The 24,935-nt window shown below is 42.9% G+C and carries 27 protein-coding genes and 2 pseudogenes; 23 read left to right on the forward strand and 6 right to left on the reverse strand.

Annotated elements, in window-relative coordinates:
• Nucleotides 1-2: 2 nt before the first annotated feature.
• Nucleotides 3-1,740 (reverse strand): annotated as a pseudogene (locus PCORN_RS07660) (ABC transporter ATP-binding protein).
• A 332-nt stretch (nucleotides 1,741-2,072) separates the two neighbouring features.
• Here PCORN_RS07660 and PCORN_RS07665 point away from each other — a divergent pair.
• From PCORN_RS07665 to PCORN_RS07675, 3 genes are all read left to right on the forward strand, one after another.
• Nucleotides 2,073-2,747, forward strand: a complete 675-nt coding sequence (locus tag PCORN_RS07665; protein WP_036079093.1) for a Crp/Fnr family transcriptional regulator — start codon at nucleotides 2,073-2,075, stop codon at nucleotides 2,745-2,747.
• Nucleotides 2,748-2,880: 133 nt separating this feature from the next.
• The gene (gene fsa, locus PCORN_RS07670) at nucleotides 2,881-3,525 is read left to right on the forward strand and encodes a fructose-6-phosphate aldolase (protein ID WP_036079096.1); all 645 of its coding nucleotides are present in this window, start codon (nucleotides 2,881-2,883) and stop codon (nucleotides 3,523-3,525) included.
• A complete protein-coding gene (locus PCORN_RS07675) occupies nucleotides 3,525-3,869 on the forward strand; it encodes an SH3 domain-containing protein (protein ID WP_036079098.1) in 345 nt (114 codons plus the stop codon). The genes fsa and PCORN_RS07675 overlap by 1 nt, the downstream gene beginning before the upstream one ends.
• Before the next feature lie 21 nt (nucleotides 3,870-3,890).
• Here PCORN_RS07675 and PCORN_RS21270 read toward each other — a convergent pair whose 3' ends face one another.
• Nucleotides 3,891-4,271: an alpha/beta hydrolase fold domain-containing protein gene (locus tag PCORN_RS21270; RefSeq protein WP_077913825.1), complete on the reverse strand. Its 381-nt coding sequence runs from the start codon at nucleotides 4,269-4,271 to the stop codon at nucleotides 3,891-3,893.
• A gap of 205 nt (nucleotides 4,272-4,476) precedes the next feature.
• Here PCORN_RS21270 and PCORN_RS07685 point away from each other — a divergent pair, with 205 nt between their 5' ends.
• The 8 genes from PCORN_RS07685 (at nucleotide 4,477) to PCORN_RS07720 (ending at nucleotide 11,601) form a co-directional block, all read left to right on the forward strand.
• Complete coding sequence (locus PCORN_RS07685; RefSeq protein WP_036079103.1) at nucleotides 4,477-4,749, forward strand: helix-hairpin-helix domain-containing protein; 273 nt, start codon at nucleotides 4,477-4,479, stop codon at nucleotides 4,747-4,749.
• Nucleotides 4,749-5,444 carry an NAD-dependent protein deacylase gene (locus PCORN_RS07690; RefSeq protein WP_036079105.1) on the forward strand — a complete coding sequence of 232 codons (696 nt, stop codon included), beginning with the start codon at nucleotides 4,749-4,751 and terminating at the stop codon, nucleotides 5,442-5,444. Before PCORN_RS07685 ends, PCORN_RS07690 begins: the two co-directional genes overlap by 1 nt.
• Before the next feature lie 204 nt (nucleotides 5,445-5,648).
• Nucleotides 5,649-6,971 carry a hemolysin family protein gene (locus PCORN_RS07695; RefSeq protein WP_036079107.1) on the forward strand — a complete coding sequence of 441 codons (1,323 nt, stop codon included), beginning with the start codon at nucleotides 5,649-5,651 and terminating at the stop codon, nucleotides 6,969-6,971.
• 87 nt (nucleotides 6,972-7,058) lie between these two features.
• A complete protein-coding gene (locus PCORN_RS07700) occupies nucleotides 7,059-7,904 on the forward strand; it encodes an RCC1 domain-containing protein (protein ID WP_241433117.1) in 846 nt (281 codons plus the stop codon).
• Between the two features lie 93 nt (nucleotides 7,905-7,997).
• On the forward strand, nucleotides 7,998-8,951 hold the full coding sequence (locus tag PCORN_RS07705) for a LacI family DNA-binding transcriptional regulator (RefSeq protein WP_036079194.1): 954 nt from the start codon (nucleotides 7,998-8,000) through the stop codon (nucleotides 8,949-8,951).
• Nucleotides 8,952-9,015: 64 nt separating this feature from the next.
• On the forward strand, nucleotides 9,016-9,384 hold the full coding sequence (locus PCORN_RS07710; RefSeq protein ID WP_036079113.1) for a hypothetical protein: 369 nt from the start codon (nucleotides 9,016-9,018) through the stop codon (nucleotides 9,382-9,384).
• Nucleotides 9,385-9,411: 27 nt separating this feature from the next.
• Nucleotides 9,412-10,017, forward strand: coding sequence for an HAD family hydrolase (locus PCORN_RS07715; RefSeq protein WP_036079115.1), 606 nt, complete (start codon nucleotides 9,412-9,414; stop codon nucleotides 10,015-10,017).
• Nucleotides 10,018-10,128: 111 nt separating this feature from the next.
• Nucleotides 10,129-11,601: a right-handed parallel beta-helix repeat-containing protein gene (locus tag PCORN_RS07720; RefSeq protein WP_036079117.1), complete on the forward strand. Its 1,473-nt coding sequence runs from the start codon at nucleotides 10,129-10,131 to the stop codon at nucleotides 11,599-11,601.
• Between the two features lie 44 nt (nucleotides 11,602-11,645).
• On the opposite strand, the gene PCORN_RS07725 is transcribed toward PCORN_RS07720, so the two are convergent.
• Together PCORN_RS07725 and PCORN_RS07730 are read right to left on the reverse strand one after the other, a co-directional pair.
• Complete coding sequence (locus PCORN_RS07725) at nucleotides 11,646-12,461, reverse strand: aldo/keto reductase (RefSeq protein WP_036079119.1); 816 nt, start codon at nucleotides 12,459-12,461, stop codon at nucleotides 11,646-11,648.
• 2 nt (nucleotides 12,462-12,463) lie between these two features.
• Nucleotides 12,464-13,645 carry an MFS transporter gene (locus PCORN_RS07730; protein ID WP_036079121.1) on the reverse strand — a complete coding sequence of 394 codons (1,182 nt, stop codon included), beginning with the start codon at nucleotides 13,643-13,645 and terminating at the stop codon, nucleotides 12,464-12,466.
• A gap of 131 nt (nucleotides 13,646-13,776) precedes the next feature.
• Here PCORN_RS07730 and PCORN_RS07735 point away from each other — a divergent pair, with 131 nt between their 5' ends.
• From PCORN_RS07735 to PCORN_RS07765, 7 genes are all read left to right on the forward strand, one after another.
• Nucleotides 13,777-14,136, forward strand: coding sequence for a winged helix-turn-helix transcriptional regulator (locus tag PCORN_RS07735; protein WP_036079123.1), 360 nt, complete (start codon nucleotides 13,777-13,779; stop codon nucleotides 14,134-14,136).
• Nucleotides 14,137-14,337: 201 nt separating this feature from the next.
• Entirely contained in the window at nucleotides 14,338-14,517 is a 180-nt protein-coding gene (locus tag PCORN_RS07740; protein WP_036079125.1) for a hypothetical protein, read from the forward strand.
• A gap of 188 nt (nucleotides 14,518-14,705) precedes the next feature.
• Nucleotides 14,706-15,428 (forward strand): glycosyltransferase, encoded by a 723-nt coding sequence (locus PCORN_RS07745; protein WP_036079127.1) that lies wholly within the window; start codon nucleotides 14,706-14,708, stop codon nucleotides 15,426-15,428.
• Nucleotides 15,429-15,448: 20 nt separating this feature from the next.
• The gene (locus PCORN_RS07750; protein ID WP_036079129.1) at nucleotides 15,449-15,853 is read left to right on the forward strand and encodes a hypothetical protein; all 405 of its coding nucleotides are present in this window, start codon (nucleotides 15,449-15,451) and stop codon (nucleotides 15,851-15,853) included.
• A 1-nt stretch (nucleotide 15,854) separates the two neighbouring features.
• Complete coding sequence (locus PCORN_RS07755; RefSeq protein ID WP_077913826.1) at nucleotides 15,855-16,922, forward strand: lipid II flippase MurJ; 1,068 nt, start codon at nucleotides 15,855-15,857, stop codon at nucleotides 16,920-16,922.
• Nucleotides 16,915-17,208 (forward strand): hypothetical protein, encoded by a 294-nt coding sequence (locus tag PCORN_RS07760; protein WP_036079134.1) that lies wholly within the window; start codon nucleotides 16,915-16,917, stop codon nucleotides 17,206-17,208. The genes PCORN_RS07755 and PCORN_RS07760 overlap by 8 nt, the downstream gene beginning before the upstream one ends.
• Nucleotides 17,209-17,396: 188 nt before the next feature.
• Nucleotides 17,397-18,044 (forward strand): glycosyltransferase, encoded by a 648-nt coding sequence (locus tag PCORN_RS07765; RefSeq protein ID WP_159102550.1) that lies wholly within the window; start codon nucleotides 17,397-17,399, stop codon nucleotides 18,042-18,044.
• A 223-nt stretch (nucleotides 18,045-18,267) separates the two neighbouring features.
• Here PCORN_RS07765 and PCORN_RS07770 read toward each other — a convergent pair whose 3' ends face one another.
• Both PCORN_RS07770 and PCORN_RS21275 read right to left on the reverse strand, forming a co-directional pair.
• Nucleotides 18,268-19,380, reverse strand: coding sequence for an ABC transporter ATP-binding protein (locus tag PCORN_RS07770; RefSeq protein ID WP_036079138.1), 1,113 nt, complete (start codon nucleotides 19,378-19,380; stop codon nucleotides 18,268-18,270).
• Between the two features lie 124 nt (nucleotides 19,381-19,504).
• Nucleotides 19,505-19,909, reverse strand: a complete 405-nt coding sequence (locus tag PCORN_RS21275) for a putative immunity protein (RefSeq protein WP_036079140.1) — start codon at nucleotides 19,907-19,909, stop codon at nucleotides 19,505-19,507.
• A 446-nt stretch (nucleotides 19,910-20,355) separates the two neighbouring features.
• Between PCORN_RS21275 and PCORN_RS07780 the strand changes: the two genes are divergently transcribed.
• The 5 genes and pseudogenes from PCORN_RS07780 to PCORN_RS07800 all read left to right on the forward strand — a co-directional run bounded on the left by PCORN_RS07780 (nucleotide 20,356) and on the right by PCORN_RS07800 (nucleotide 24,894).
• Nucleotides 20,356-20,853 carry a hypothetical protein gene (locus PCORN_RS07780; protein ID WP_036079142.1) on the forward strand — a complete coding sequence of 166 codons (498 nt, stop codon included), beginning with the start codon at nucleotides 20,356-20,358 and terminating at the stop codon, nucleotides 20,851-20,853.
• A gap of 137 nt (nucleotides 20,854-20,990) precedes the next feature.
• Nucleotides 20,991-21,731: a WxL domain-containing protein gene (locus tag PCORN_RS07785; protein WP_036079145.1), complete on the forward strand. Its 741-nt coding sequence runs from the start codon at nucleotides 20,991-20,993 to the stop codon at nucleotides 21,729-21,731.
• Between the two features lie 331 nt (nucleotides 21,732-22,062).
• Nucleotides 22,063-22,626, forward strand: coding sequence for an alkyl hydroperoxide reductase subunit C (gene ahpC / locus PCORN_RS07790; protein WP_036079147.1), 564 nt, complete (start codon nucleotides 22,063-22,065; stop codon nucleotides 22,624-22,626).
• A gap of 2 nt (nucleotides 22,627-22,628) precedes the next feature.
• Nucleotides 22,629-24,159, forward strand: a pseudogene (gene ahpF / locus PCORN_RS07795) (alkyl hydroperoxide reductase subunit F).
• A gap of 117 nt (nucleotides 24,160-24,276) precedes the next feature.
• Nucleotides 24,277-24,894, forward strand: coding sequence for an acetyltransferase (locus PCORN_RS07800; protein ID WP_036079149.1), 618 nt, complete (start codon nucleotides 24,277-24,279; stop codon nucleotides 24,892-24,894).
• The last annotated feature ends 41 nt before the right edge of the window (nucleotides 24,895-24,935 follow it).

A 24,935-nucleotide genomic window follows, 5' to 3' on the forward strand; every position in this document is an offset into this window, starting at 1 on the left:
AATTAAGTCAACTGTTGTTCTGCGAATGTTGCGTACAGTGGGTGACTGGCAACGAGTTCGCTATGTGTTCCGCGGCCAGTAATTTCGCCGTGTTCGATAAATAGGATTTGATTCGCATTCACAATAGTGGATAGGCGATGGGCAATCACGAATGTTGTCCGACCTTCCATCAAGTTCGCCAAGGCTTGTTGCACGATGCGTTCTGATTGGCTATCAAGGCTTGCTGTGGCTTCATCTAGCATCAGAATTTTTGGGTCGCGAAGGAAAGCTCGAGCAATCGCGATACGTTGGCGCTGACCGCCAGAAAGTTTCACGCCACGTTCGCCGACTTCGGTATCTAGTTGGTTGGGCAGTTTTGCAATGAATGTGTCGGCGTAGGCCAGTTTTGTAACGGCCCACAGATCGTCGTCGCTGAATTCTTTATCTAAACCATAACATAAATTGTCACGAATCGTACCGGAAAGCATCGCACTTTCTTGAGAAACATAGCCGATTTGACTGCGCCAAGAATGAATCGAAATCTCGTTCAAGGGCTGACCGCCAATCAGGATTTCGCCAGAACTTGTTTTGTAGTAGCGTTCAAGAATCGCGAATAAGGTCGATTTACCGCCACCACTTGGTCCAGCGAAAGCGATAACTTCGCCAGGTCTTGTTTCAAACGAGATATCTTGCAAAATCGGCTCCTCTTCATTATAGGAGAAAAAGAGATTATTTGCAGTAATTTTCTTGCCGCTAACATCGACTGTGGCACCGTCATAAATATTTTCTTCCTCATGATCCAAGATTTCGGAGATGCGTTCTGTGGCACCTTTTGATTTTTGGAGTTGGGTGAAGAAGGTGACGAAGGATGTGACGGGAACGATGATTTGGAACAAGTAAAGTAGGAATGCGATAAGTGTACCGGTGGAAAGTGTGCCGGCTGAGACGCGGATACCACCGTAGCCGATGATTCCGACGATGACGCCCATCACGACGAAGAGCATCAATGGTCCGATAACGGCTGTTACTTTGGCTTCGCGGACACCGAATCTTAATAAGCGTGTGATGCCAGACGTGCCATCGTTGATTTCTTTTGCCTCTGCATTAGACGATTTAACAAGGCGTACTTCGGATAATGTTTGGCTGATAGAGCCCGTGAAGTCGGCGGTTTCTTTTTGCATACCGCGGGATATTTTGAACATTTTTTGGCCGAGTGGTGCGATAATAACGGCTGTAATTGGAACGGCAACGATGAGTAGCAATGTCATTTTCCAGTCCATGACAAACAGGATGGTGATGGCGCCGATAACGGAGATGACGCCGGTTACGAATTGCGGCAGGCTATCGGCAATAAGCTCTTTGATGACCACCGTGTCGTTAATCATCCGGCTGACCATTTCACCAGACTTGGTATTATCAAAATAGGATACTGGCAAATGGAGCGTTTTTTTTCCATAGTTTTTCACGCATCGAAGCGACCATTTTTTGCCCCATTAGGTTAAGTAAGAAAATTGCAAAACCGTTTGTCACGGCTTGGAGGATAAAGACGGCGACGATGGTTACAATCAATTGCCAGCTCAGTGAGGACGGAGAAAAACCGTCGATCAAGTTTTTTGTGAATAGCGGGATTAGGAGTCCTGCCGCGGTTGTGACTAAACTTGCTAAAAAGCCGCCGATGATGACTGCTTTTGACGGCCTAGTTGAGATGAGTAGTTGAAAAAACTGTTTCCAGCTATAGGATGATTTCGATTTCTTTTTCATGTTTTCTCCATTCCTTTCGATGTTACGGTATCTTTGTGAGGTTTCCCTCCTGCCACTCTAATATAAAGCAAGTTTGTGAATGGAATATGAACGAGTTATAATGTAATAATAAAAACTTTTATTTATAGATATTTTTTTGTTAAAAATTTGAACTAAATTTCCTTTTTTGTGATTTTAGGGCATAATATTTTACTTTTTGTTATTGAAAATCATATTTAAGACTGTATATGTGTCTAAATTATAAATTTATCAGTGGTAATATAGTAGTCATTTTTAGTTATCATATGTTATAATTCAAAGATACATCCATTGGAAAGTGAGAAGGAGAGCCTATGCTATTTCTAAAAGAAGGAAAATCAAGTATTACGGTGACGAAGTTAATAGAGTACTGTTTTGAAAATCCGGATTTCAATAAATATTGTTCGGTGAGCCGTACGAAAAAAGGCGATATTTTACGGAATAAGCAAGACGAAGAATTCAAAATATACTTTATTTTGAGTGGTATTTATGGCGTTGTAATACAGGAGGATAAGCCAAAAGGTGGTATTACGCGTTTTCTAGGGAAGCATGATTGTTTTGGATTACACCATATCTATTATGATGATTGGGAACCTAGCCAATTGTTGCTAAGTCTGGGACATGGAGAAATTATGGAAGTAGATAGCACATTCTTGTTTTCTATTTTGGATCAGCATGAACAAGAAGGCACATTTTTCATGGCGCAGTGCTTGGCAGAAGAGCTACAGGAGTATCAATTTTTCTGCCAACTTACTTTTTTAAAGAAGGAAGAGCGAATTCGTAAGGTATTGCTGAAAACTGGGCTTGAGTTGGGAACGGAGACCGATTATGGAATAATTTTGCCAAGACAACTTACGCAAGAGATCTTGGGAAGATATACAAATACGTCGCGTGAATATGTGGCTCACACAGTTATGAACCTGATTGAGGCAGGAATTCTCCGCAATCGGCCGAAACCATTACTTATTATTGATAGAGATAGATTATAGAAGGATGCTAGGCATGACGTGAATGTTGTGCCTAGTTTTTTTTGAAAAGACAGTTCGTGAGACATTTAGTGGCAAAAGGTATACAATGGTGTGGAAGTTATGAAAGCGTTTAACGCGTATGAGGAGGATGAACATGAAATTTTTTATTGATACGGCAAATGTAGAGGAAATCCGTAAGGCGAACCGAATGGGATTCATTGCTGGGGTGACAACGAACCCGTCATTGATAGCGAAGGAAGGTCGGGATTTTAACCAGGTCATCGAGGAAATTACGTCGATTGTGGATGGACCAATTAGCGGAGAAGTCGTGAGTTTGGAAGCTGAAAAAATGATTGAAGAAGGTCGCGTGATTGCGAAAATCCATCCGAATATGGTCGTTAAGATTCCGATGACGGGTGAGGGTTTGGCTGCGGTCGCGGTGCTGAATAAGGAAGGTATTAAAACAAACGTGACGCTTGTTTTCTCGGCAGCGCAGGCTTTACTTGCGGCACGAGCGGGTGCTACATACGTTTCGCCGTTCTTGGGACGTTTGGATGATATTGGTTCGGATGGCTTGATTTTGATTCGCGACATTGCGGAAATTTTTGAGGTGCATGGCATTGATACGGAGATTATTTCGGCGAGCGTACGTCATCCGATTCACGTGATTGAGTGCGCGCGTGCTGGGGCGGACATTGCGACGATACCGTTTAAAGTATATGAGCAAATGTTGAAGCATCCGCTGACTGATTCGGGGATTGAGAAATTCTTGGCGGATTGGGAAGCGACGCAGAAATAATGAATAGGCAGTATATTGTAAAAATAGCGCACCAAGCATCAGAGGCGAGTCCACTATTTGTGAATAAAAACGAGGATTTGTGGATTGGCGAGCATGACGGCAGGCCTGGCTGGACTTATTGCATGACAAAAATGTCTGGAAAAACTGGCTTGGTTCCTGAACAGATTATATCGCGTGCGAGTGAAGATTCTAAATCTGGCACCTTAACAGAGGATTATTCGGCGAGTGAGTTAACGGTGAAGGCCGGCGACAAAGTGGAGAGTAACCGAGAGCTGAACGGCTGGGCTTGGTGTATTGATGAGGATGGTAATGGAGGTTGGTTACCGCTTGAGAAATTGAATTAAAAACGAGAAACAAGCCGTAGATTAGGATGGCTTGTTTTTCGTTTTTAGCTGAGAAATAATTTTGCGACGGGCATCTTCGCCTTCTGGAATAGGATACAGCGGGAAGATATGGGGATAGTCTGGATACTCGTAGTAAGTAGTGGTTTCCTTGTGTTTCTCAGCGAAAAGGTGAGTATCGGGATTCGTCAAATCGCCTGTACTACTAAAAATGGTACGTGGTGCTATATGGGTGAAATCACCGAAAAGTGGGCTGACAATGGGGCTTTGCAAGGCATGTGTATTGCGATACCATTCTCCGATTTCTTTTAGCGCGGGTGTCCCAACGATGTAGTCTTTTTCCTCGACGGCAGCTATGTCAGGATTGGAGAGTGTGAGATCGACAACTGGTGAGATGGCAATGATTTGCTTTGGTTGCGGTAGACCTTGTGATTGTGGACGCTAGTGCAGAACCTTGAAGGTACCAGAGTTTGTTTATCCTGCCTACTTTTGCGATGGTTTGAATCATTTTTAGTTGGATGCTGGTTTTCATTGGTTACGCTCCTTTAAATGTTTGGTAGTTAGTATAGCATGCGTGGTAGAATAGAGGCAAGGAACGGAGGCGGTTATGATGAAGGATGAATTACTACAAATACCTGGAATTGGCAAGCGTTTGAGTGAGGCGCTACATAATATTGGTGTTTCTAAAATGGCGGATTTGAAAGGGAAGAATCCACTGCATTTGTATGAGTTGATGTGTGAATTTGAGGGGGAGCGGGTCGATCGTTGTGTGCTGTACACGTTTCGTTGTGCTGTGTATTTTGTGGAGACGGAAGATCCTGAGCCAGCGCTTTTGAAGTGGTGGAATTGGAAAGACCGGTTGTATCCTGGGGAGGTGGAGTGATGGGAACGCTTGCGGAGAGTTTGGCGAGTAGCGAACGGATTGTGTTCTTGACGGGAGCTGGTGTTTCGGTGCCTTCGGGAATCCCAGATTATCGCTCGAAAAATGGACTTTATACGGGGCGGGAAAACCCGGAGTATTTGCTGAGTGCGACGTGTTTGCGAAACGAGCCGGATAAATTTTATACGTTTGTGCGAGATAATATGTACTATCCCGACGCAGAGCCGAATGCAATTCACGAAAAAATGGCGGAGATCGAGCGGCGTGCGGGAAAACAGGTGACGGTTGTGACGCAAAATATCGATGGCCTGCATGAAAAAGCGGGATCGCGCAATGTGGTGGAATTTCACGGCAGTTTGTACCGGTGCCATTGCCAGAAATGTGGCATGACGGTGCGTTCAGAGCAATATTTGGAATCAGATAAACACGAGAACTGCGGCGGTATCATTCGCCCAGAAGTCGTACTATATGAAGAAAATTTGCCAGAAGACGCAATAAATGGGGCGTTAGCAGCGATTACGAAAGCAGATTTGATAGTCATTGTAGGAACCTCTTTCAAAGTTAGCCCATTCTGTAACCTAACTGACTATCGCAAAAGAGGAAGCACGGTTTTCGCGGTAAACCAAGAGTTGCTACGACTCCCTTTCCAATATACGATGATTCAAGACGACGCTGTCAGTATTTTTAAAGAATTGTGATTTCTTGCAGAACCCTAGCAAGTCATGGTAAAATTTTAAAAGTATGGACAAACTCCGAATGAAGTCGAGGTTCTTGTTTTATCCTTTTTTGGGTAGGATGAAGATTACGCTTTACACAAATCGAGCCAAACTGTTCGATTGCGAACGCTTGTCGCCGATTTATATGGAGTATGCTCTACACTACGAAAAGGAGTGGATGGTTGGATGAACCCTGACCCCGAGAGTCAGCAGATTATTGTACAATTAATTCTTATTTTGGTGTTGACGTTACTAAATGCGTTCTTTGCTTCGGCAGAAATGGCGTTGGTATCGCTTAACAAAAACCGTGTCAGGTCGCAAGCGGTGCAAGGGGACAAGAAGGCCCAGTTGCTTGTGAAAATGATAGATGATCCGAGTCGATTTATCGCTACAATTCAAGTTGGTATCACGCTTGCTGGATTCTTCTCCAGTGCAGCGGCAGCGACGAGTATCGCCTCAGTTCTAGGGACGCGATTTGGTGGGACTGCTTTTGCGAATGAAATGGCTGTAGTCGTTGTGACGATTATTTTATCTTATATCACGCTTGTTTTTGGTGAACTTTATCCGAAACGGCTTGCTTTGCAAAAAGCGGAAGCGATATCTCGTTTTTCAGTACGACCAATTATGATTATCAGTACTGTTTTAACGCCTTTCGTTAAATTTTTGTCGTTCTCAACGAATGTGCTCGTGAAAATAACGCGCATGGATAAGAATGAGAATACGGAAAAAATGACGCGTGAGGAAATGCAACTTATTATTGAGACTGGTAGGCGTGATGGTGCGATTGAAAAAGCGGAACTCGATATGCTTCGTGGTGTTTTTGAAATGGACACGATTTATGCGAAGGAAGTCATGGTGCCGCGGACGGATAGCTTCATGATTGATGCGAATGAGGATTCGGGCTTGTTGGTAGATAAACTTTTGGAGCGTAATTATTCGCGTATTCCGGTTTATTTGGACGATATGGATTCGGTGTATGGTATTCTGCATATGAAAGATGTATTTTTGGCGGCGAGGAAACAAGGTTTTGATAATATCGACGTGAAAAAGTTAGTAAAAGAGGCTTTCTTTGTGCCGGAGACGATTTTTGTCGATGATTTGTTGAAAGCAATGCAAAAATCACATAATCAAATGGCAATCTTGATGGATGAGTATGGCGGCGTTGCGGGTATCGTGACAGTGGAGGATTTATTGGAGGAGATTGTTGGCGAGATTGATGATGAGTTCGATGCGTTATCTGACGAGGTGAAGAAGTTGGATGAGCACACGTTTATCGTGGAGGGCCGGATGCCGATTGATGACTTCAATGAAATGTTTCACGTGGAACTTCCTGATAAGGGGATAGATACGATTGCGGGCTTTGTCCTGACGCAGCTTAAAACGATTCCAGATGATGGTGAAGAGGTCGTTTTGGAATATGAGAATTTAACTTTTATCGTGACGGAGATTAAGGATTCACGGGTTGTCACGATACGAGTCGAGATAGAACAAGATAAGATGACAGAGTAGGAAGATGAAAAATAATAAAGATTGCGTTTCAGGGCGATGTCCCAGAGACGCCTTTTTTAGTATAGACAGCTGGAAGGAATGGTTAAAATGGGAACTTTAGTTGGTGGGAGCCGGCATACTGTGGGTTTGCAATCGGATGGGACTGTTATTGCGATTGGTGATAACAAATGTGGCCAATGTGCGCTTGAAATGTGGCATCATATCGTGGATGTCGCAGCGGGGAGTGTGCATAGGGCGGCTAATACTGGTAATGCTCATACTGTAGGATTAAAGTCGGATGGTGGCGTTATTGCGGCTGGTTGGGATAAACATGGACAATGTGATGTTAATGACTGGCATGGGATTTCAGCAGTGGCGGCAGGGTGGTGTCGGACAATTGGCTTAAAATGTGACGGTAGTGTAATTGCTGTTGGGCGAAATAATGAGGGCGAATGTAATACGTCTAATTGGCAGAATATCATTGCTATTGCTGCTGGCGATTGGCATACTGTCGGGCTTGTTAAAACTGGTTCTGTGGTGGCTATTGGTAATAATCGCTATAAACAGTGTGCGGTTAGTGATTGGAAAAATATCATTGCTATTGATGCGGGATATCTTCACACGGTTGGCCTGCAAGCAGATGGTACCGTCGTTGCTATTGGGAAAAACATAGATAAACAATGTGATGTGGCTGACTGGCATAACATCGTGGCGATAGCTGCTGGTAGTAAGCACACTGTTGCGATTCAGGAGGACGGTGTTGTAGTAGCTACTGGCGACAATCGGTTTGGTCAATGTGAGGTTACTAGTTGGCGCGATATGGTAGCGATTGCCGCTGGTTGTGGACATACGCTCGGCTTGAAAAAAGACGGAAGAGTACTAGCTATTGGCGATAATAGTCATGGCCAATGTGATGTGCATACGTGGCATAATATCCAAATTCCAATTTTATAATGCGTCGCTTAATCTAAATGACACTTTTGGGACTTGAGATGTGCTTATATTATCGGTATGATGATGGTGTAGATGAAAACGGAGGTGCGTGGCTTGTCGAATATTAAGGATATTGCAAAACTGGCGGGGGTTTCGGTGACGACGGTTTCGCGGGTTTTGAATGAACATCCGTATGTGACGGAGGAGAAACGTAAGCGTGTTCAAGAGGTGATGGCGGAGCTGGATTATAGTCCGAATCGGAATGCGGTGGATCTTAGTCGGGGGCGGACGAATACGATTGGTTTTGTGTTGCCGTATAATGATCATCCGTGGTTTGATAAGGTGATGAATGGTGTGCTGGAGGCGGCTTTTGCGAAGTGTTATTCGGTGGTGATTTGTCCGACGGGGTATGACCGGGCGGAGGAGGAGCGTTATTTGCGGATGCTGAAAACAAAGCGGATTGATGGGCTGATTATTGCGTCGCGGGCGAATGATTGGGAGACGATTGGGCCGTATGCGAATTATGGGCCGATTGTGGCGTGTGAGTATATTAACGATCCACTGATTTCTTGTGCGTATGTGGATCAGTTCCAGGCGTACATGGACGGATTTCAGATTTTGAAGGATGCTGGACACGGGCGTGTGGGGTTTACGGTCGGGCGTGAGGAGCAGTGGAGCAATAGCACGAAGTTGAAAATAATGGCGTATGAGGCGGTTTTCGGGGAGCTGGATGAGGCGCTTATTTTGCAGGATTGCTATGATGTGGCGGACGGGAAACGGGCGGCGGAGGCATTTTTAGCTTTGGCGAAACCTCCGACGGCGATGTACGCGAATGGGGATGAGGTCGCGGCTGGGATGCATTATTATGTGACGCACCAGGAGCTGAACGTGCCACGGGATATCGCGATTTTGGGCGAGGAGAATTTGCCGATTGCGGATGTGTTGGATATTTCGACATTGGATAAGAATTTGCGGGAGATTGGACGCGTAGCTGTGGAGCTATTTTTGAGTGGAAAAGTGGAGAAGAAACTGGTTCAGCATAAAATTATTATGCGAAATTCGATATAAGGGCTTGACCTGAAACGCATTTCATCGTTTATCTTTAGTGTAGAGATTAAAGGAGGCGATTGGGATGCGTGTGGAAGGTATGTGTAAGGTGACGGCGAATTTTGGGATGGAGTTTCAGTACGGGGAGTTTTATTTGGAACGGGATTATCTTGTTTTTGATCGAAATTATAGCTTGGGCTTGAAAAAGCGGCAGACGTTTCCGATGGCGAAGTTGACGGATATTGTGGTTGTTCCGGAGAATGGACGGCTTTACGTGACGTTTTCGTGTGGGGGTATGAGTTTTGAATTGGATGAGGCTGTGGATGGTGATTTGGCTGCGTTTGCACGGGAATTACGGACGGCGCGATATGGTGTGAAGCCGGAAGTACAACGTTTTAAATATGAGAAGAGACGACAGTATACGACGCATCACCAGCATCATTTTGTGGAGTGAGTGATGCGCGAGAGGGGCGGAATTTGATTGTATAAAACGGTTATTTTTGATATAGATGGGACGCTTTTGGATACGGAACGTGTGGTTTTGCATGCGCTACGCGTGGCGTTGGGGAATGTGGGTTTACATTATGAACAGGATGATTTGCGTTTTGCGCTTGGGATTACGGGCGAGAAGGCGTTGGCGCAACTGGATGTGGCGGATCGGGACGCGGTGATGGCGGACTGGTTTGCGATGGAGGCTAAGCTGAATGAGGAGGTTGAGATTTTCGACGGAATCGTGGAGGTTTTGGCGAGGTTGGACGGAATTGGTGTTGTGACTTCAAAAAATGCGGGCGAGATGGAGACGGGATTTTATCCGTTTGGTTTGGCGAGACATTTTGATGCGATTGTTTGTGCGAGCGATACGGAGAATCATAAGCCGCATCCTGATCCGCTTTTACGGTGTATGGCTTTGCTAGGCGCGGATCCTGCGACGACGCTCTATGTTGGTGATGCTACATATGATATGGCGTGCGCTCATGCGGCGGGTGCTGATTTCGGACTGGCATTGTGGGGTGCGAAGAAGACGGATGGTTTTGAGGACGCGAATGTCATTTTGGAGAGGCCGAGTGATATTTTGAAATATATTTGAATGGTTGGCGTGAATGGGCAGTGCAGACTGTGTTTTTCACGCTTTTTTGTTTGGGTTGGGGAAAAATGATGGTAGAGAGGAGAAAAGCTGTTTTGATTGGAGGAGAATAGGATGATGCAGGCCAAGATTGTAGTTGGGGCATTGCTAGTATTTCTCACCATGATGTTTTCTTCAAGCCCGAATGCTGCGGTGGAGTTGTCGCCAGAGATGAATAGTCAAATGATTGATACAGCGTTACAAAAAGCGAAGAGTAGTAAGGTGGCGTCGGAGAAAATTGTGACATTGCCGAAAGGGGAGCTGGTACTTGCTCGGACGGTTGTTGTTCCGGCGGGCGTGACGCTGCGTGGAGCCAGTTTGAGCGCGATGCCTGTTCTGAAAATATGGCAGAATGAGTCGATTCCGATCGTGAGGATGGGAAGCGATACGAAGCTTGAAAATGTTGTTTTGGATGGGCAGAAGGGGAAGTATGTGAATCAGCGACATAATGGGATTGAGATTGTTGGTACGAGCGCGAGTCAGCGAGTGAGGAATGTGCAGATTGTGAATAGTCAAGTTCGGAATTTTGGTGGAAATGGGATTTATATGAAGTATACGGATCGGGTGCGGATTGCGGGTACAACGCAGGCGCAGATGATGGTTTCTAATATTGGCTATGCGGGGATTATTGGTTATTCAGCGAACAATACGATAATTCAAAAAGTGACGGTGCGTGATATTGGTGTGACTGGCCAACTACTTGCGTATAATATTGCGTTGACAGAGGTTTATAATAGTAAATTGGCGACGAGTGTTCAGGCGAAAGTGAATCCGCGTAGTGATGGTGCTTTGATCACGGATTCGTATATTTTGAATAACGCGGTTTGGGAAGGGATTGATACGCATCACGGTCGGAATTTGGTGATTCAGAATAATACGATTGTGAATGTGAAAAACGCGATTGCGGTGGTATCAATTACGCTGGCTGGGGATGTGGGAACGGTTAACCCGCCTCAAAATGTGATGATTCGTAATAACCGAATTAATAAGCAGTCGGATTATGTGAAGCTGAGATTGGCGAAATCGGAAAAATTTAAGACGGTGCGGGGAATCGTTGTTTCGGGCGCGAAGCTGAAGAAGAGTCGGGATGCGGTTTATGCAACTGGTATACAGGTTCTGAATAATCAGATTGAGAATGTTCAGGCGGTCAGTATTTATGGTGGTGGAATCTTGATGCAATCGACTTTTGGTGCGGCGGTTTCGGGGAATCGGGTACAGCTGGAGCCTAGTGGTAGGACGAATTATAATGGGATTGCGTTGACTGTGAATAATAAACGGACAGCAGTTATTGGGAATTATATTGGGAAAATTGTTGCGATGCCGACGGAGGTTATTGCTTTTCGTGGTGCGCAAAATAATGGGGAGTGGAACAACGCGAAATGGAGCAAGGTGTCGGGATACGGTATGGTATTGTCGAAAAATTACCGAGATGTTACGCTGTTTACGGATGGGAAATTGAATATGGGAAAGGCGAAATTGGTGACGAGGATTGCAGATCCGAATAGTGTGGTGGTGAGGAATACGAATAAATATACATTTAAGAAGTGAAAAAAGAGCGATGGTTTTTCTGTGAACCATCGCTCTTTTTTCATTTAGAAATCGATATTATCGGGATCTGGCCCGACGCGTAGGTTTTGATTGAGAGCGTCGATTTGTGTGAGTTCTTCAGGTGTTAATTCGAAGTCAAAGATAGCCATGTTTTCTGCGATGCGATGGGCTTTTGTTGATTTTGGGATGACGATGATGTCGTTTTGTAGGTCCCAACGCAGGATGACTTGGGCGACGGATTTGCCGTGATGGGCCGCGATTTCTTGTAGGACTGGGTTGTTGAAAAGGCCGCCTTGCATGAGTGGAGACCAGGCTTCGACGCGAATGTTGTTTTCGGCGCAGTACGCGATGAGTTCTTTTTGTGTGAGTTGTGGATGGAGCTCGATTTGGTTTACGACGGGCATGATGGTAGCGTGTTTTTTGAGTGTTTCTAGGTGATGAATTTGGAAGTTGCTGACGCCGATTGCGCGGATGCGGCCATCTTTGTGCAGTTTTTCGAGCGCGCGCCAGGCGTCGATGTATTTGCCTTCTACTGGCCAGTGAATCAGATAGAGGTCGAGATAGTCGAGTTCCATTTTACGCAGTGTTTCGTCGAATGCAGCGAGTGTTTCTTCGTAGCCGAGATCGGTATTCCAGACTTTGGATGTGATGAAAAGGTCTTCGCGTGGGACGCCAGATTCGCGGATGCCTTGGCCGGTGCTTGTTTCGTTGCCGTAGATTGCGGCGGTGTCGATGCTACGGTAGCCGAGTCGGATGGCTTCTTTGATGGCGGACACGAGTTCTGCGCCTTCTTCTACTTTAAATACGCCGAGTCCGAGGACGGGCATGTCGATTCCATTTGCTAATTTGACTGTTTTCATTTTTAAAATTCCTCCTGTTTTGTTTCTAATTTTTTACTCCATGCGGTCAGGGCGACGGCGATGAGGACCATGATCATGCCGATCCAAGTCGTGTCGATGATTCGCATGTGGGTGATGACGAGGCCGCCGAGATAGGAGCCGAGTGCGATTCCGGCGTTGAAGGCGGCGATGTTAAGGGCGGACGCGATGTCGACGCCTTTTGGGACGAATTTCTCTGCTAGAATCACGACGTAGACTTGCAATCCGGGAACGTTCATGAAGGCAAATACGCCCATGAGCAGGATCGTTGCGAGTCCGAAAACTTTGGATGAGGCGGTGAAATAGAGCAGGCCGAGCACGACGGCTTGTGCGATGAACATATAGAACAGGGCTTGGATTGGCCGCTTGTTGGCGACTTTTCCACCAATCATGTTGCCGACTGCGATGGCGATTCCATAGATGAAAAGGAGAATCGCGATGGAGCTCGTTTGGAACCCGGTGACTTGTTCTAGTAGCGGTGTTAGATAGGTGAACACGACGAAGGTTCCGCCGTAGCCGAGTGCTGTGATGGCGAACACGAGTAGTAACGGGCCATTTGTTAGTACTTTGACTTGGTCGCTGAGCGTCATTTTGGTGCCAGGACGCAGATTTTTCGGAATCAAGATGAGGTTCGCGATTAGGGCAATGATGCCGATTGCTGCGATGCCGAAGAACGCGGTGCGCCAGCCGAATTGTTGCCCAATGAGTGTGCCGATTGGGACGCCGGTTACGGTTGCGATGGTGAGACCGGTGAACATGATGGAGATGGCGCTTGCTCGTTTATTTGGCGGGACAAGGTCAGCCGCGATGGTGGAACCGATGGACATGAAGACGCCGTGCGCGAAGGCGGATATGACGCGGGCGATGAGTAGTAACGCAATGGTGTCGGAGAATGCCGCGGCCAAGTTGCCGAGTATGAAGACGATCATGATGGCGAGCAGTAACGTTTTGCGATTCATGCGTGATGTGAGTGCGGTCAGGATTGGTGCGCCGAACATAACGCCGACTGCATAAAGCGAGACGGTAAGACCCGCGGTACTCACTGGTATTGCTAAGTCTTCGGCGATGAGTGGCAACAACCCGACGCTGATAAATTCGGTCGTTCCAATCGCAAAAGCACTAACTGCTAAAGCTAATAAGGCAAAAATATTTCGATTCCCTTTCAATGTGAAGCCCTCCTAAGTTCTACTTGCTTTTTTGATGACAAGTGTTATTATGATACTAAGTGGCAATTAAAACAAGTACGTACTTTTTTGTAATGTAGGCACTTTTTAGTACCTATAGAAAGGAGCGAGACATGCAAAAGAAATATAATATCTCTGTCGAGGCAACGCTTGAGGTGCTCGGAGGCAAGTGGAAATGTGTGATTCTCTGTCACCTAACACACGGGAAAAAACGGACGAGCGAGCTAAAACGTCTTATTCCATCCATCACGCAAAAAATGCTCACACAGCAGTTGCGAGAGCTAGAACATGACGGTATTATCAATCGGATTGTCTATAATCAAGTGCCTCCGAAAGTGGAATATGAATTGAGTGAATACGGGAAGTCTTTGGAGAGTATTTTAACAGCTTTGTGCAACTGGGGAGACTCACATATTGAACGCGTATATGGCGAACGCTCGGAGTATTTGGAAGAAAGTATTTTGAATAAATAAGCATAGTAGAAAATCTTATAATAAAATGAGAGCCTGGAGAACTATTTCTTCAGGTTTTTTAAGAATGCCCAAATGAAAATATGTCAAAATTGTCATTATTCAGGTCATAAACTCTCCCTGTTACGTCCATAAATGTATAAATGGGGCTTTTAATTCAGGTATAATAGGAATGCAATTAGCTAATTTGAAAGGCGGGGCTTTATGAAGAAAATTGCTTTTGTAATAGGAAGTTTTCGTATGGGTGGCATTGAAGCAATAAATAAGGAAATAACAGAGATGTTGTGCACCAAACATCAAGTACACTTGGTTAATTTTACAGGTGAGAGCGAGTACATGATGCCGGATGAGGGTGTCAAAAGTTTTTTCATTCCAAAAAATTAAAAAAATGGAAAAAAATACTCATTTCACTCCGAATTCGCGGTATTAAATTAATCCGTTGGAAGCATCTTTTCTCCGTACAAATTGCCCATTTAAATGCATTCATAGAACAGAAAAATATTGAGACCCTCGTTATTTCGCATCCAATAATAACGGCGCTAGTCCCATATTTAAATTTAGAGAATACGAAAGTGATTATTTGGAAGCATTCACCAGCAGACCTTTATGATAAGGAAAATATCGGGTATAGAGAGCTTTTTTATCTAGGGATAGGAATGGCTAGTGAAATTGTAGTTATTACAGAATTGGATAGAATAAAGTGGTATGAATATATAGATAAAGTTATATTTATCCCTAACATGCTCACGTTAATTCCCGAGCAAAAAAAGATATCGGATTTAAAGCAAAAAAGATTGCTGTTTTGCCGGAGGATTGATTATAAACATAAGGGGATTGATAGGTTACTAACAATATTCAAACATGTATCAGAATTAGGATGGGAGTTAGTAATTGTAGGGGCGGGAAAAGATACGAAAAGGCTGAAGAATGAATTGAAGGAGATAAGTAACATAAGACATATTGAGGCTAGTTCACATGAGGAACTGCATGAATACTACAGTACAAGCTCTATTTTTTTACATACATCTAGATATGAAGGATTTGGTCTTGTTATTACAGAAGCTATGGCATTTGGCCTTCCAGTTATTAGCTTTGAAACTACAGGGTCCGAGGAGATTCTAGCTTGGAAATATGGCGTATTACTTCCACAAAATGACTTAGAACGATATGTTGCGGAGTTGAAAATATTGATGCTATCTATCGAGAAAAGGAAGGTGTGGCAATCGAAATCACTGCAACGAAGCAAAGAATATCTGCCAGAAAGAATCTTAAAGAAATGGGAAGATATCTTATAATATAATTGAGGAGAGATATTTTGTACGTAAAAACAACACAGGTGACGAAAGCTATTGGAAGTACATTGTTACTATCAGTTTTAGCACAATTACTTGGTTTAGTAAGGAATATTTTGTTGGCGAAAGACTTTGGCACAGGTGAAATTATGAACGCGTTTCTATTAGCCAATACATATACAAACTTAATAAGTAATATTGCAGTATCAGCAATTGCTGTTGTTCTTATTCCGTACTTAGCGCAAGTTCATAAAGATACTGATAAAGGCATTATATTACAAACATATATGACGAGTATGCTTTTGCTTGTGGCTCTTTTATGCTTTGGGATAGTGGTTATTGGCTACTTTAGCTTCCCTATAATTAGTGATCGTTCTGAGCTCACATTTTGGCTGATGCTATTATTACTCATTATCCCTTTTTTTTAGGATGCTATCCGCATTTTTTGGTGTGTTATGTAATGTGGAAGGAGATTTTACAACATCAAAAATTGCTATACTTGTGATGGCAATTATGAATGTTAGCTATCTTTTCCTAGTACGGTCACCAACGATTAGCGGTGTAGCGATAGTGCTAAGTAGTGCCTATTTTATAGAATTCTTTATTTTAAAGATGAAAAACAAGTCATATCATTGGTTTATGAGGTGGGAGTGGCGCAATCCTGCATTTCAAAAATTAGCACGCCAGTCGGTGCCACTTATGTTTACAGAGGGTGTATTTCAATTCAGTATACTACTAACAAGTTCAATAATGGGATGGTTAAATACAGCGTATCTTCCAGCGATGAACTATGTGAACATTCTAGTTACGATCGTTCAAAGTTTACTACTGTTAAACATATTGACGGTTCTTTTTCCAAAGCTATCAAGAATGTTTGCAATGGATATAGAGGCGGCTAAAGAAGCACTGATTTGTTATATAAATCGTACAAATACAGTAGTGATTTGGATAGTAGCGATGTTTATTGCGATTGGAGACCAGATTATAGCTATGTTGTTTCAACATGGAGCATTTACAGGCGAGAACACTCAGATGGTTTATATGTTTCTGATAATAACAGCGCTCGCATTGCCCGGCTTGGTTGTCCGTGATTTTTTATATCGGTCTTTTTACTCACAGGGCAATACAAAAATACCATCATTTATTTCAATAATTGCAATTGTGGGAGTGATGGTCATGCTACTGATTTTTTTACCACTTCATAATGTGTATTTCATTTTAGGTGTGCCAGTAATAGCAACATACGGCTCAAGTATTTGGGCATATAGGAGATTGCAAGGATCAATTGGTAAAATAGATCCCTCATATAAGCTTTTAAAACAGCATGGAATAGTGGTTTTTCACGCCATTGTAATAGGATGTATTTTATATGAGATAAAATCTAAACTCGTATTTAACGTATATGCGAATGTGCTAATATTGCTTTTATTGGGGCTTGCAATGTATGTATTAGGATTATTAGTTACAACAAAGAAAAGGAGGCGCGACCATGGATGAAATTTTAATTATGAGTTCGGTTCATTGTTGGAATGATGTTAGAATGTTTCACCGAGAGGCCAATAGTTTAGCGGAAAATGGATATAAAGTTAGAGTAATTGCAGTTGAGACAGAGACGCAGTATGTAAGAAAAAACGATAAACTAGAGGTTGAGACAATTCGAAAAACATCATTCTGTAGACGATATAAAGTTTGGTATCAGTTTTATCGAATTGCAAAGGGGTCGAATGCCAAGATAATTATTTTGCATGACCCTGAACTGTATATTATCGCTTATTTTTTTTAAAAAAATTCACTGATAAAAAAATAATTTTTGATATGCATGAGGAATTTCCTGCCTCACTCTTGTATAAAAAAATCGGGAGGTATAGGTTTCCTGAATGGATAGCCGCGCTTTTTAGAAAAATAGAATTACGCATACTACCGGTTTTTGACGGTTTATTGTTTGCAGAGGCGTACTACAAGGAAGTTTATATGAATGTTAATATTAGAAAAATTGATGTTTTAAACTATCCGTTGTTATGTAAAGAGACTAAATTGTTGAAAGTGAATTCAGAGATAAGCAATCTTATTTACGCAGGAGCATTACATGAAATGCGAGGTTTTTTTGAAATGCTGCAACTCGCTAAATTATTGAGGGACAGCAATTATGCTTTTTCCCTTAAGATTATTGGACCTGGATCAGACGAATTGATACAACAAGGGCAAGAATATATAAATAAACATCAGTTAAACGAGTGTGTCATAATTGATCCTTATATGGATTATGCGATGTTAGAGTTAGAATACCAAAAGGCAGATATTGGTCTAGCGCTACTTCATGAAACACCGAATTATGTAAAATCATTAGCTTCTAAATTGTATGAGTACATGAGTTATGGCATTGTAAGTGTTGCTTCTCATTTCCCGCTGTGGGAACAACTTCTAGTCAGTGCAGATGCTGGAATAGCAGTGAACCCAATGGATATACACGAAATTTACGAAAGCGTAACATTGCTAATAAGGGATGTGAATTATAGATACAGATTGGCGGGAAATGGATTGCAAGCACACAAGGATCATTATAATTGGGAAGGAGAGGAGAAAAAAATGTTAAAATTTATACAGCAGATAGAGCCATAAAACAAGATGTTTAGGATAGATGTAATGTTTCAAAAACTTGTCTAATATTTATTTGAACAGGACTATTTTTTGATTTCCATGAAGTAATGGATTGTCGGGGCATTCAGATGGTACGCTATTTATGTATAAGTAAAAGACCCCAAGAGTTAGATTTTTGGTCTAAATTTTGGGGTGCATGCCAATCTCTAAGGCTTTTTATTCATTTATAGTACATGTTTAATTCTTAGTCACGACCATCTTCCACAATCGAAAGTTCATTATCTACATCAAAGAAATGCGATTTGGACATTTCAAATGCGTATTGAATTTTCTCGAATGGCTGGTGATTTGAACGTGAGTCAACACGAGCAACGAATTCATGTGTTCCAACTTTAGAGTGAAGCATAAATTCCGCACCAGTCAGTTCTGCAACGATAATTTCAGCGTCAAAAGCAGAACCTGGGCTTGCTTCAATAACAAGAGGCTCATCATGAATATCTTCTGGGCGAATACCGAATACGATATTTTTGCCGTCATAGCCTTTATCTTTCAACACTTTTAGCTTGCCTTCTGGGATCTCAATTGTGAAATCATCACCAACAAAAGTAGTGCCACTTAGTTTCCCTTTAAAGAAGTTCATCGCTGGGCTTCCGATGAAACCGGCAACGAACATATTTACTGGGTGATCGTATACTTGTTTTGGTGAACCGACTTGTTGGATAACGCCGTCTTTCATAATAACGATACGCGTCGCCATTGTCATCGCTTCGGTTTGGTCATGGGTTACGTAAATCATCGTTGTATTTAATTGTAAATGTAGTTTTGTGATTTCCGCACGCATTTGTACACGTAGTTTCGCATCAAGATTGGATAAAGGCTCATCCATCAGGAAGACTTTTGCGTCACGAACGATCGCACGGCCTAAAGCTACACGTTGGCGTTGTCCACCAGATAGTGCGCTTGGTTTACGTTTTAAGTACTCGGTTAAGCCTAAGATATTTGCAGCGTGCTCCACGCGTGTTTGAATTTCGGCTTTTGGCATTTTGCGGAGTTTTAGACCGAATGCCATGTTGTCGTATACTGTCATATGTGGATATAGTGCGTAGTTTTGGAAAACCATCGCGATATCGCGGTCTTTCGGTGCGACGTTGTTCATCACTTTGCCGTCAATGCTTAGTTCGCCTTTTGAGATTTCTTCAAGTCCTGCAATCATGCGAAGTGTCGTCGATTTACCGCAACCAGATGGTCCAACAAAGACGATGAACTCTTTGTCCGCAATCTCCAAGTTGAAATCTTCTACTGCCGTTACTTTGTTATCGTATATTTTATAAATGTGCTCGAGTGATAGTTGTGCCATTGTTTGTCATTCCCCCATCAAATTGTTTTTAGCTTTGAGTTCATTGTATATGAAAACGCTTTATGGAGATATGTCAGGTTGCACAAAGAATGAAAAGATGGGTTGGGCAGGTTGCATAATACGACTATTCTGTAAGGAGGCGTTTCAGTTCAGCGTATTGCCAGCTTGGTTCTGTAGGGATTGCTTTTGTGGCGTAAGCGGCGGCATGGATGGCATGCGTTGGGACGTGGGCGGTTGCTGCAGCGTGACCTGTAGCGCGGGCGATGTGGCAGGAGGTAGTATCGGTTATGAGATTACGTGCTGCGGCATGGGCTGCAAATGCGGCGTTACGCGCGGTGCCGACCGTTATTTCCCCACGAGTCCAGGCGCGATTGGCTTCTATCGCAAGTCGTGGGCGATTTTCGTTTGGATATCTGTCTTCGAAATAGGGTAGGACACGATCTGCACAGTTGGCGGCCCAAATGGCTAAGGTACGATGATCAGCTGTTTTTGCTAGGTTCGCGATTTGTTGCTTCCAATTTGTTTCCATGTTACAACTCCTCTTTGAATAGAACGTGTTTCGTTGCTTCTTATAGTAGTTGATAGGATGGATAAAAGCAAGGATATGTAGAATAGAAGAAGTCTGATTCAGATTCCAAGACACGAGGAACTTGAGTCAGGCTTCTTTAGCTGTTGTATCAAATGATAGCTCTAGAAGAATAAACCTGCACGGAATATAGAGATAGAAGCCTTTATCCGTCGAAAAAATCGCGATTCAAATAGTAATAAAATATACATAAATGACCGCTTTATAATCAATATACAGCAAAACGTCAAATAAAATAGAATTCTAGAGCAATAAATGCCTACAAAAATTGCTACCATCACAATAATCAGCTCAAAGCGTATATTCCCAAATCATTGTATACTAGGTTTGTTCCAAGGGAGGAAGAAAGTAAATCCCCGTTTTAAAGAACACAAAAAGAAGGTGAGATCATGAAGAAAAAATTTCTAATCTTAGCCATAACACTTGTATTACCATTCCCCGTATTCGCAAGTATTGCACGGGCGGATACTACCAAGAGTGATCAAATAGAAGAGTCCAATACAGTAAAGGAAGACAATCAAGAAAGCACACCTCAACTAAAAAGTGTTGTTTTAGGGACAGACATTTCTACCATGGACCCCAAAACTTTTGTTACCGATGTGGCAAACGACGGTGAAAATATGACGATTTCATTCGGTAATCTAGCAGCTACGAATGTCATCGGAATCTTTGACACAGAAATCAATATCACAAATAATACAACAGAAACAACCATAATGGACAATCAAGCATACAGCGTTTACGAAGGCCAATCAAATACGCAACAGGAAAAAACAGTTCAATGGTCAGATAAACAAGGCATACAAATGAAAATCAATCCCACAGGCGTCAAGGCCGACGTGGACTATGAATCAAGCATCACATGGACATTAAACGATACACCCTAAGCTTTAAAAGTAACCGTAAAGGATGTGATGCTAAGAGGATCTTAGGATATTTCTTAACATTATAGGATAAAAAGGCAAGGCTAAGTGATCTCGGGATGGCTTCATCAAATCCTGGCACTTTAAAGGAGAACTTTCATATGACATTCAAAAAATTCGCGGTAGTAGGTTTGGTAACAATTTCAGCAGTAGCAGCAACTTTAGGTATGGCTAATCAAGCATCAGCAGCAGAAGTTGGTTCACTTACAACAGATAGCAAAGTGAAATTCACGAAACAAGCAGATGGCACTGTGACACCACCAGTAAACCCGGTAAATCCAGACCAACCACTTGATCCAGATGCAGAAGTAACACCAGGAACAAGCGGCCCACTAAGTATTGCGTATGTTTCTGAATTTGACTTCGGAACACAAGAAATATCTGGAGAAACAAAAACATACAACGCGAAATTAGATAGTGTCAAAGTTGGCGGCGAGAACGTAGAAACACCAAATAACGTGCAAGTATCTGATAACCGTGGTAATAATGCAGGTTGGAAATTAACTGTCGCACAAAATGGCCAATTAAAAGATGGTTCTGCTCGTAACCTAGAAGGCGCAGAAATTGCGATTACAAAAGGAACAGCAGTTACAAAAACAGGAACAGGCGTTACAGCTCCGACGGTGAATCAAGAAATTAAACTAAATCCAAATGGCACAGTAGCTATGGTGATGAACGCAGAAGCTAATCAAGGTATGGGTCATTGGGTTGATAAATTTGGAGCAGACAACACAGCAGCAGCAGACGCTGTTACATTAACAGTGCCAGGTAAATCAGCGAAATATGCCGATTCAAATTATGCAACAACACTAACTTGGACATTATCTGACACACCTGAATGATTTAACATAGCAAGAAAGAGCCTAGGAATAAAATAAAAAAATGCGTATCAAAAATCTGATTTCAGATTTTTGATACGCATTTTCTCGTTTCAGCATAAAGTAATTGAGAAAACGGAATCTTAATTGATAAAGATAAAAAGCCTACGCTTAAAAAATAGCATACCTATAATTAAATTCGTTGCTATGATGAAGTAAATGTAACAATGCTTATACATTTATATTTACTTCAAAACAAGAAACATTATAAATAACTGTTGACAATCCTCCAAAACAAGGTGATAATTTTAAGTGTGTAGTTTCACATAACAGTAGATTTAAAGGAGGAAATACAATGTCATTAATAGGTAAAGAAATAGAAGAGTTTGCTGCAAAAGCTTTCCATCAAGGTGAATTTATAGATGTTTCATCGGAGAATTTCAAAGGGAAATGGAGTGTAGTCTGTTTTTACCCAGCTGATTTCACGTTTGTGTGCCCAACGGAACTAGAAGATTTGCAAGATCAATATAAAACATTGCAAGCTTTGGACGTAGAGGTGTACTCCGTTTCAACAGACACACACTTCACACACAAAGCATGGCATGACGCGTCAGACGCTATTGGCAAAATCGAATATATCATGATTGGCGATCCGACGCATAAAATCTCACGTATTTTTGACGTGCTGGATGAAGAAGAAGGTCTCGCAAATCGTGGAACATTCATCATCGACCCAAACGGTGTTGTTCAAACAATCGAAATTAACGCAGACGGTATTGGTCGCGACGCCAGCACATTAGTGGATAAAATCCGCGCTGCACAATATGTACGAAATAATCCAGGCGAAGTTTGTCCCGCAAAATGGAAAGAAGGCGCGGATACGCTGAAACCAAGCCTAGACTTAGTAGGTAAAATCTAAAAATGGCATTAGATAAAGAAATCAAAGCACAACTTGCGGGTTATCTGGATTTACTAGAACAAGATATTGTTTTAAAAGTAAGTGTCGCAACAGATGAAAACTCGCAAAAACTACTTGAATTCGTTACGGAAATCGCGGATATGTCTCCAAAAATTCGTTTAGAAAACGGCTCATTTTCTAGAACACCGAGCTTTAGTGTCGAACGTGAAGAGGAAGATTTCGGCATTGCTTTTGCTGGGATTCCGTTAGGTCATGAATTTACTTCACTGATTTTGGCATTACTACAAGTAAGTGGTCGTCCACCGAAAATCAGTGATGATATCATTGCCCAAATCAAAAAAAATCAACACGCCGCATCATTTTGAGTCTTACGTAAGTTTGACATGCCACAATTGCCCAGATATCGTTCAGGCACTTAACATCATGAGCGTGCTAAATCCGAATATCTCGCATACAATGATCGAAGGTGGCATGTTTAAAGACGAAGTAGAAGCCAAAAACATCATGGCCGTACCGACTATTTTTGAAAATGGAGTGCTATTTGGAAGTGGTCGCATGACAATCGAGCAAATCATCGTAAAAATCGTAGGTGAAGCAGATGCCTCCGAATTTGAAGATAAAGACCCGTTTGACGTCCTCGTAATCGGTGGCGGTCCAGCAGGTGCTAGTGCTGCGATCTATGCCGCGCGTAAAGGGATTCGCACTGGTATTGTAGCAGATACTTTCGGCGGTCAGGTTCTAGAAACGCTAAGCATCGAGAACGTGATTGGAACGAAATATACAGAAGGTCCAAAACTGATTGCGCAGATTGAAGAACATGTGAACGAATATGGCGTTGATGTGATGAAACAAGTACGCGCTAAAAGCATCGAGAAGAACGAAAACGTGGAAGTCACACTTGAAAATGGTGCTGTTTTAACGACTAAAACGGCGATTATCTCAACGGGCGCAAGATGGCGCAACATTGGCGTTCCTGGTGAACAGGAGTTCAAAAACAAAGGCGTGGCGTATTGTCCGCACTGTGACGGTCCACTTTTTGAAGGGAAAAATGTCGCTGTCGTTGGCGGTGGGAATTCCGGTATCGAGGCTGCGATTGATTTGGCTGGTACGGTGAAGCATGTGACTGTGCTCGAATTTATGCCGGAATTAAAAGCCGATGATGTTTTGCAGAAGCGTCTTTACTCCTTACCGAATGTCACTGTTTTGAAAAATGTACAAACGAAAGAAATCACAGGACAGGACAAAGTGAGCGGCGTTACTTATGTGAACCGCGAAACGGGCGCAGAAGTTCATGTTGATGTAGAGGGCGTCTTCATCTTGATTGGCCTAGCTCCGAACACGGAATGGCTTGGAGACGATATCGAGCGCAATAAAATGGGCGAGATTATCACGAATAAACACGGCGAGACAAGCGTTCCTGGAATATTCGCGGCTGGGGATTGCACGGACAGTGCCTATAAACAAATCATTATTTCGATGGGTTCCGGTGCTACAGCAGCACTTGGCGCGTTTGATTATATGATTCGAAACTAATAAAAGCTATCGATTTGCAACGATTTTAAGTTGTAGGTCGGTAGTTTTTTGTGGTTCTCCAAAATTGGCATCTCGTGGTATACTGAATAAAAATGTATGAGTTAAAGGAGAAACGAGATGGCAGATGTAATTATAGTTGGGGATGGCGGTCATAGCAAAGTTGTTCGGGAATGCTTGGAGCAGCAAGGTGTTGACACGATTATCGGGATTCTTGACAACAAATATACGAGTTACGAAAAACAAGGAGCCCAATTCCGAGCCCCGTTTGACGATTTTGAGCAATATAAAAAAGATACAACGTTATGGTTCATCGCTATTGGTGATAACAAGGCGCGTGCGGGAGTCGCTGCAAAATTAGGTGATGTGCCGTATGCAACGATTATACATCCGACGGCGATTGTTTCGAATGCTGCGACCATTGAGCCAGGCAGTGTCATCATGCCGTTAGTAGTTATCCAGCCAGATAGCGTTATTGGCGCGCATACTATCATTAATACGGGCGCGATTGTGGAGCATGACGTTATTATTTCCGAGGCAGCGCACGTTTCGCCAAGGGCTACAGTGACAGGAGGTGTCAAAATTGGGACAGGTGTTCATGTTGGGGCTTCGGCTGTTGTGAATCCGGGGCTAGATTTAGGCGCGTATTCTGTGATTGGCGCGGGCGCGGTAGTTGTTGGTGATACGGAGGCCGGGATGACGTATGTTGGCGTGCCTGCAAGGAAGATGGAGAAGTGAAACATTGTGACATATACATCGAACTAGCTGCGGGGCTACTT

The sequence above is a fragment of the Listeria cornellensis FSL F6-0969 genome (assembly GCF_000525855.1).
GTDB classification, from domain to species: domain Bacteria; phylum Bacillota; class Bacilli; order Lactobacillales; family Listeriaceae; genus Listeria_A; species Listeria_A cornellensis.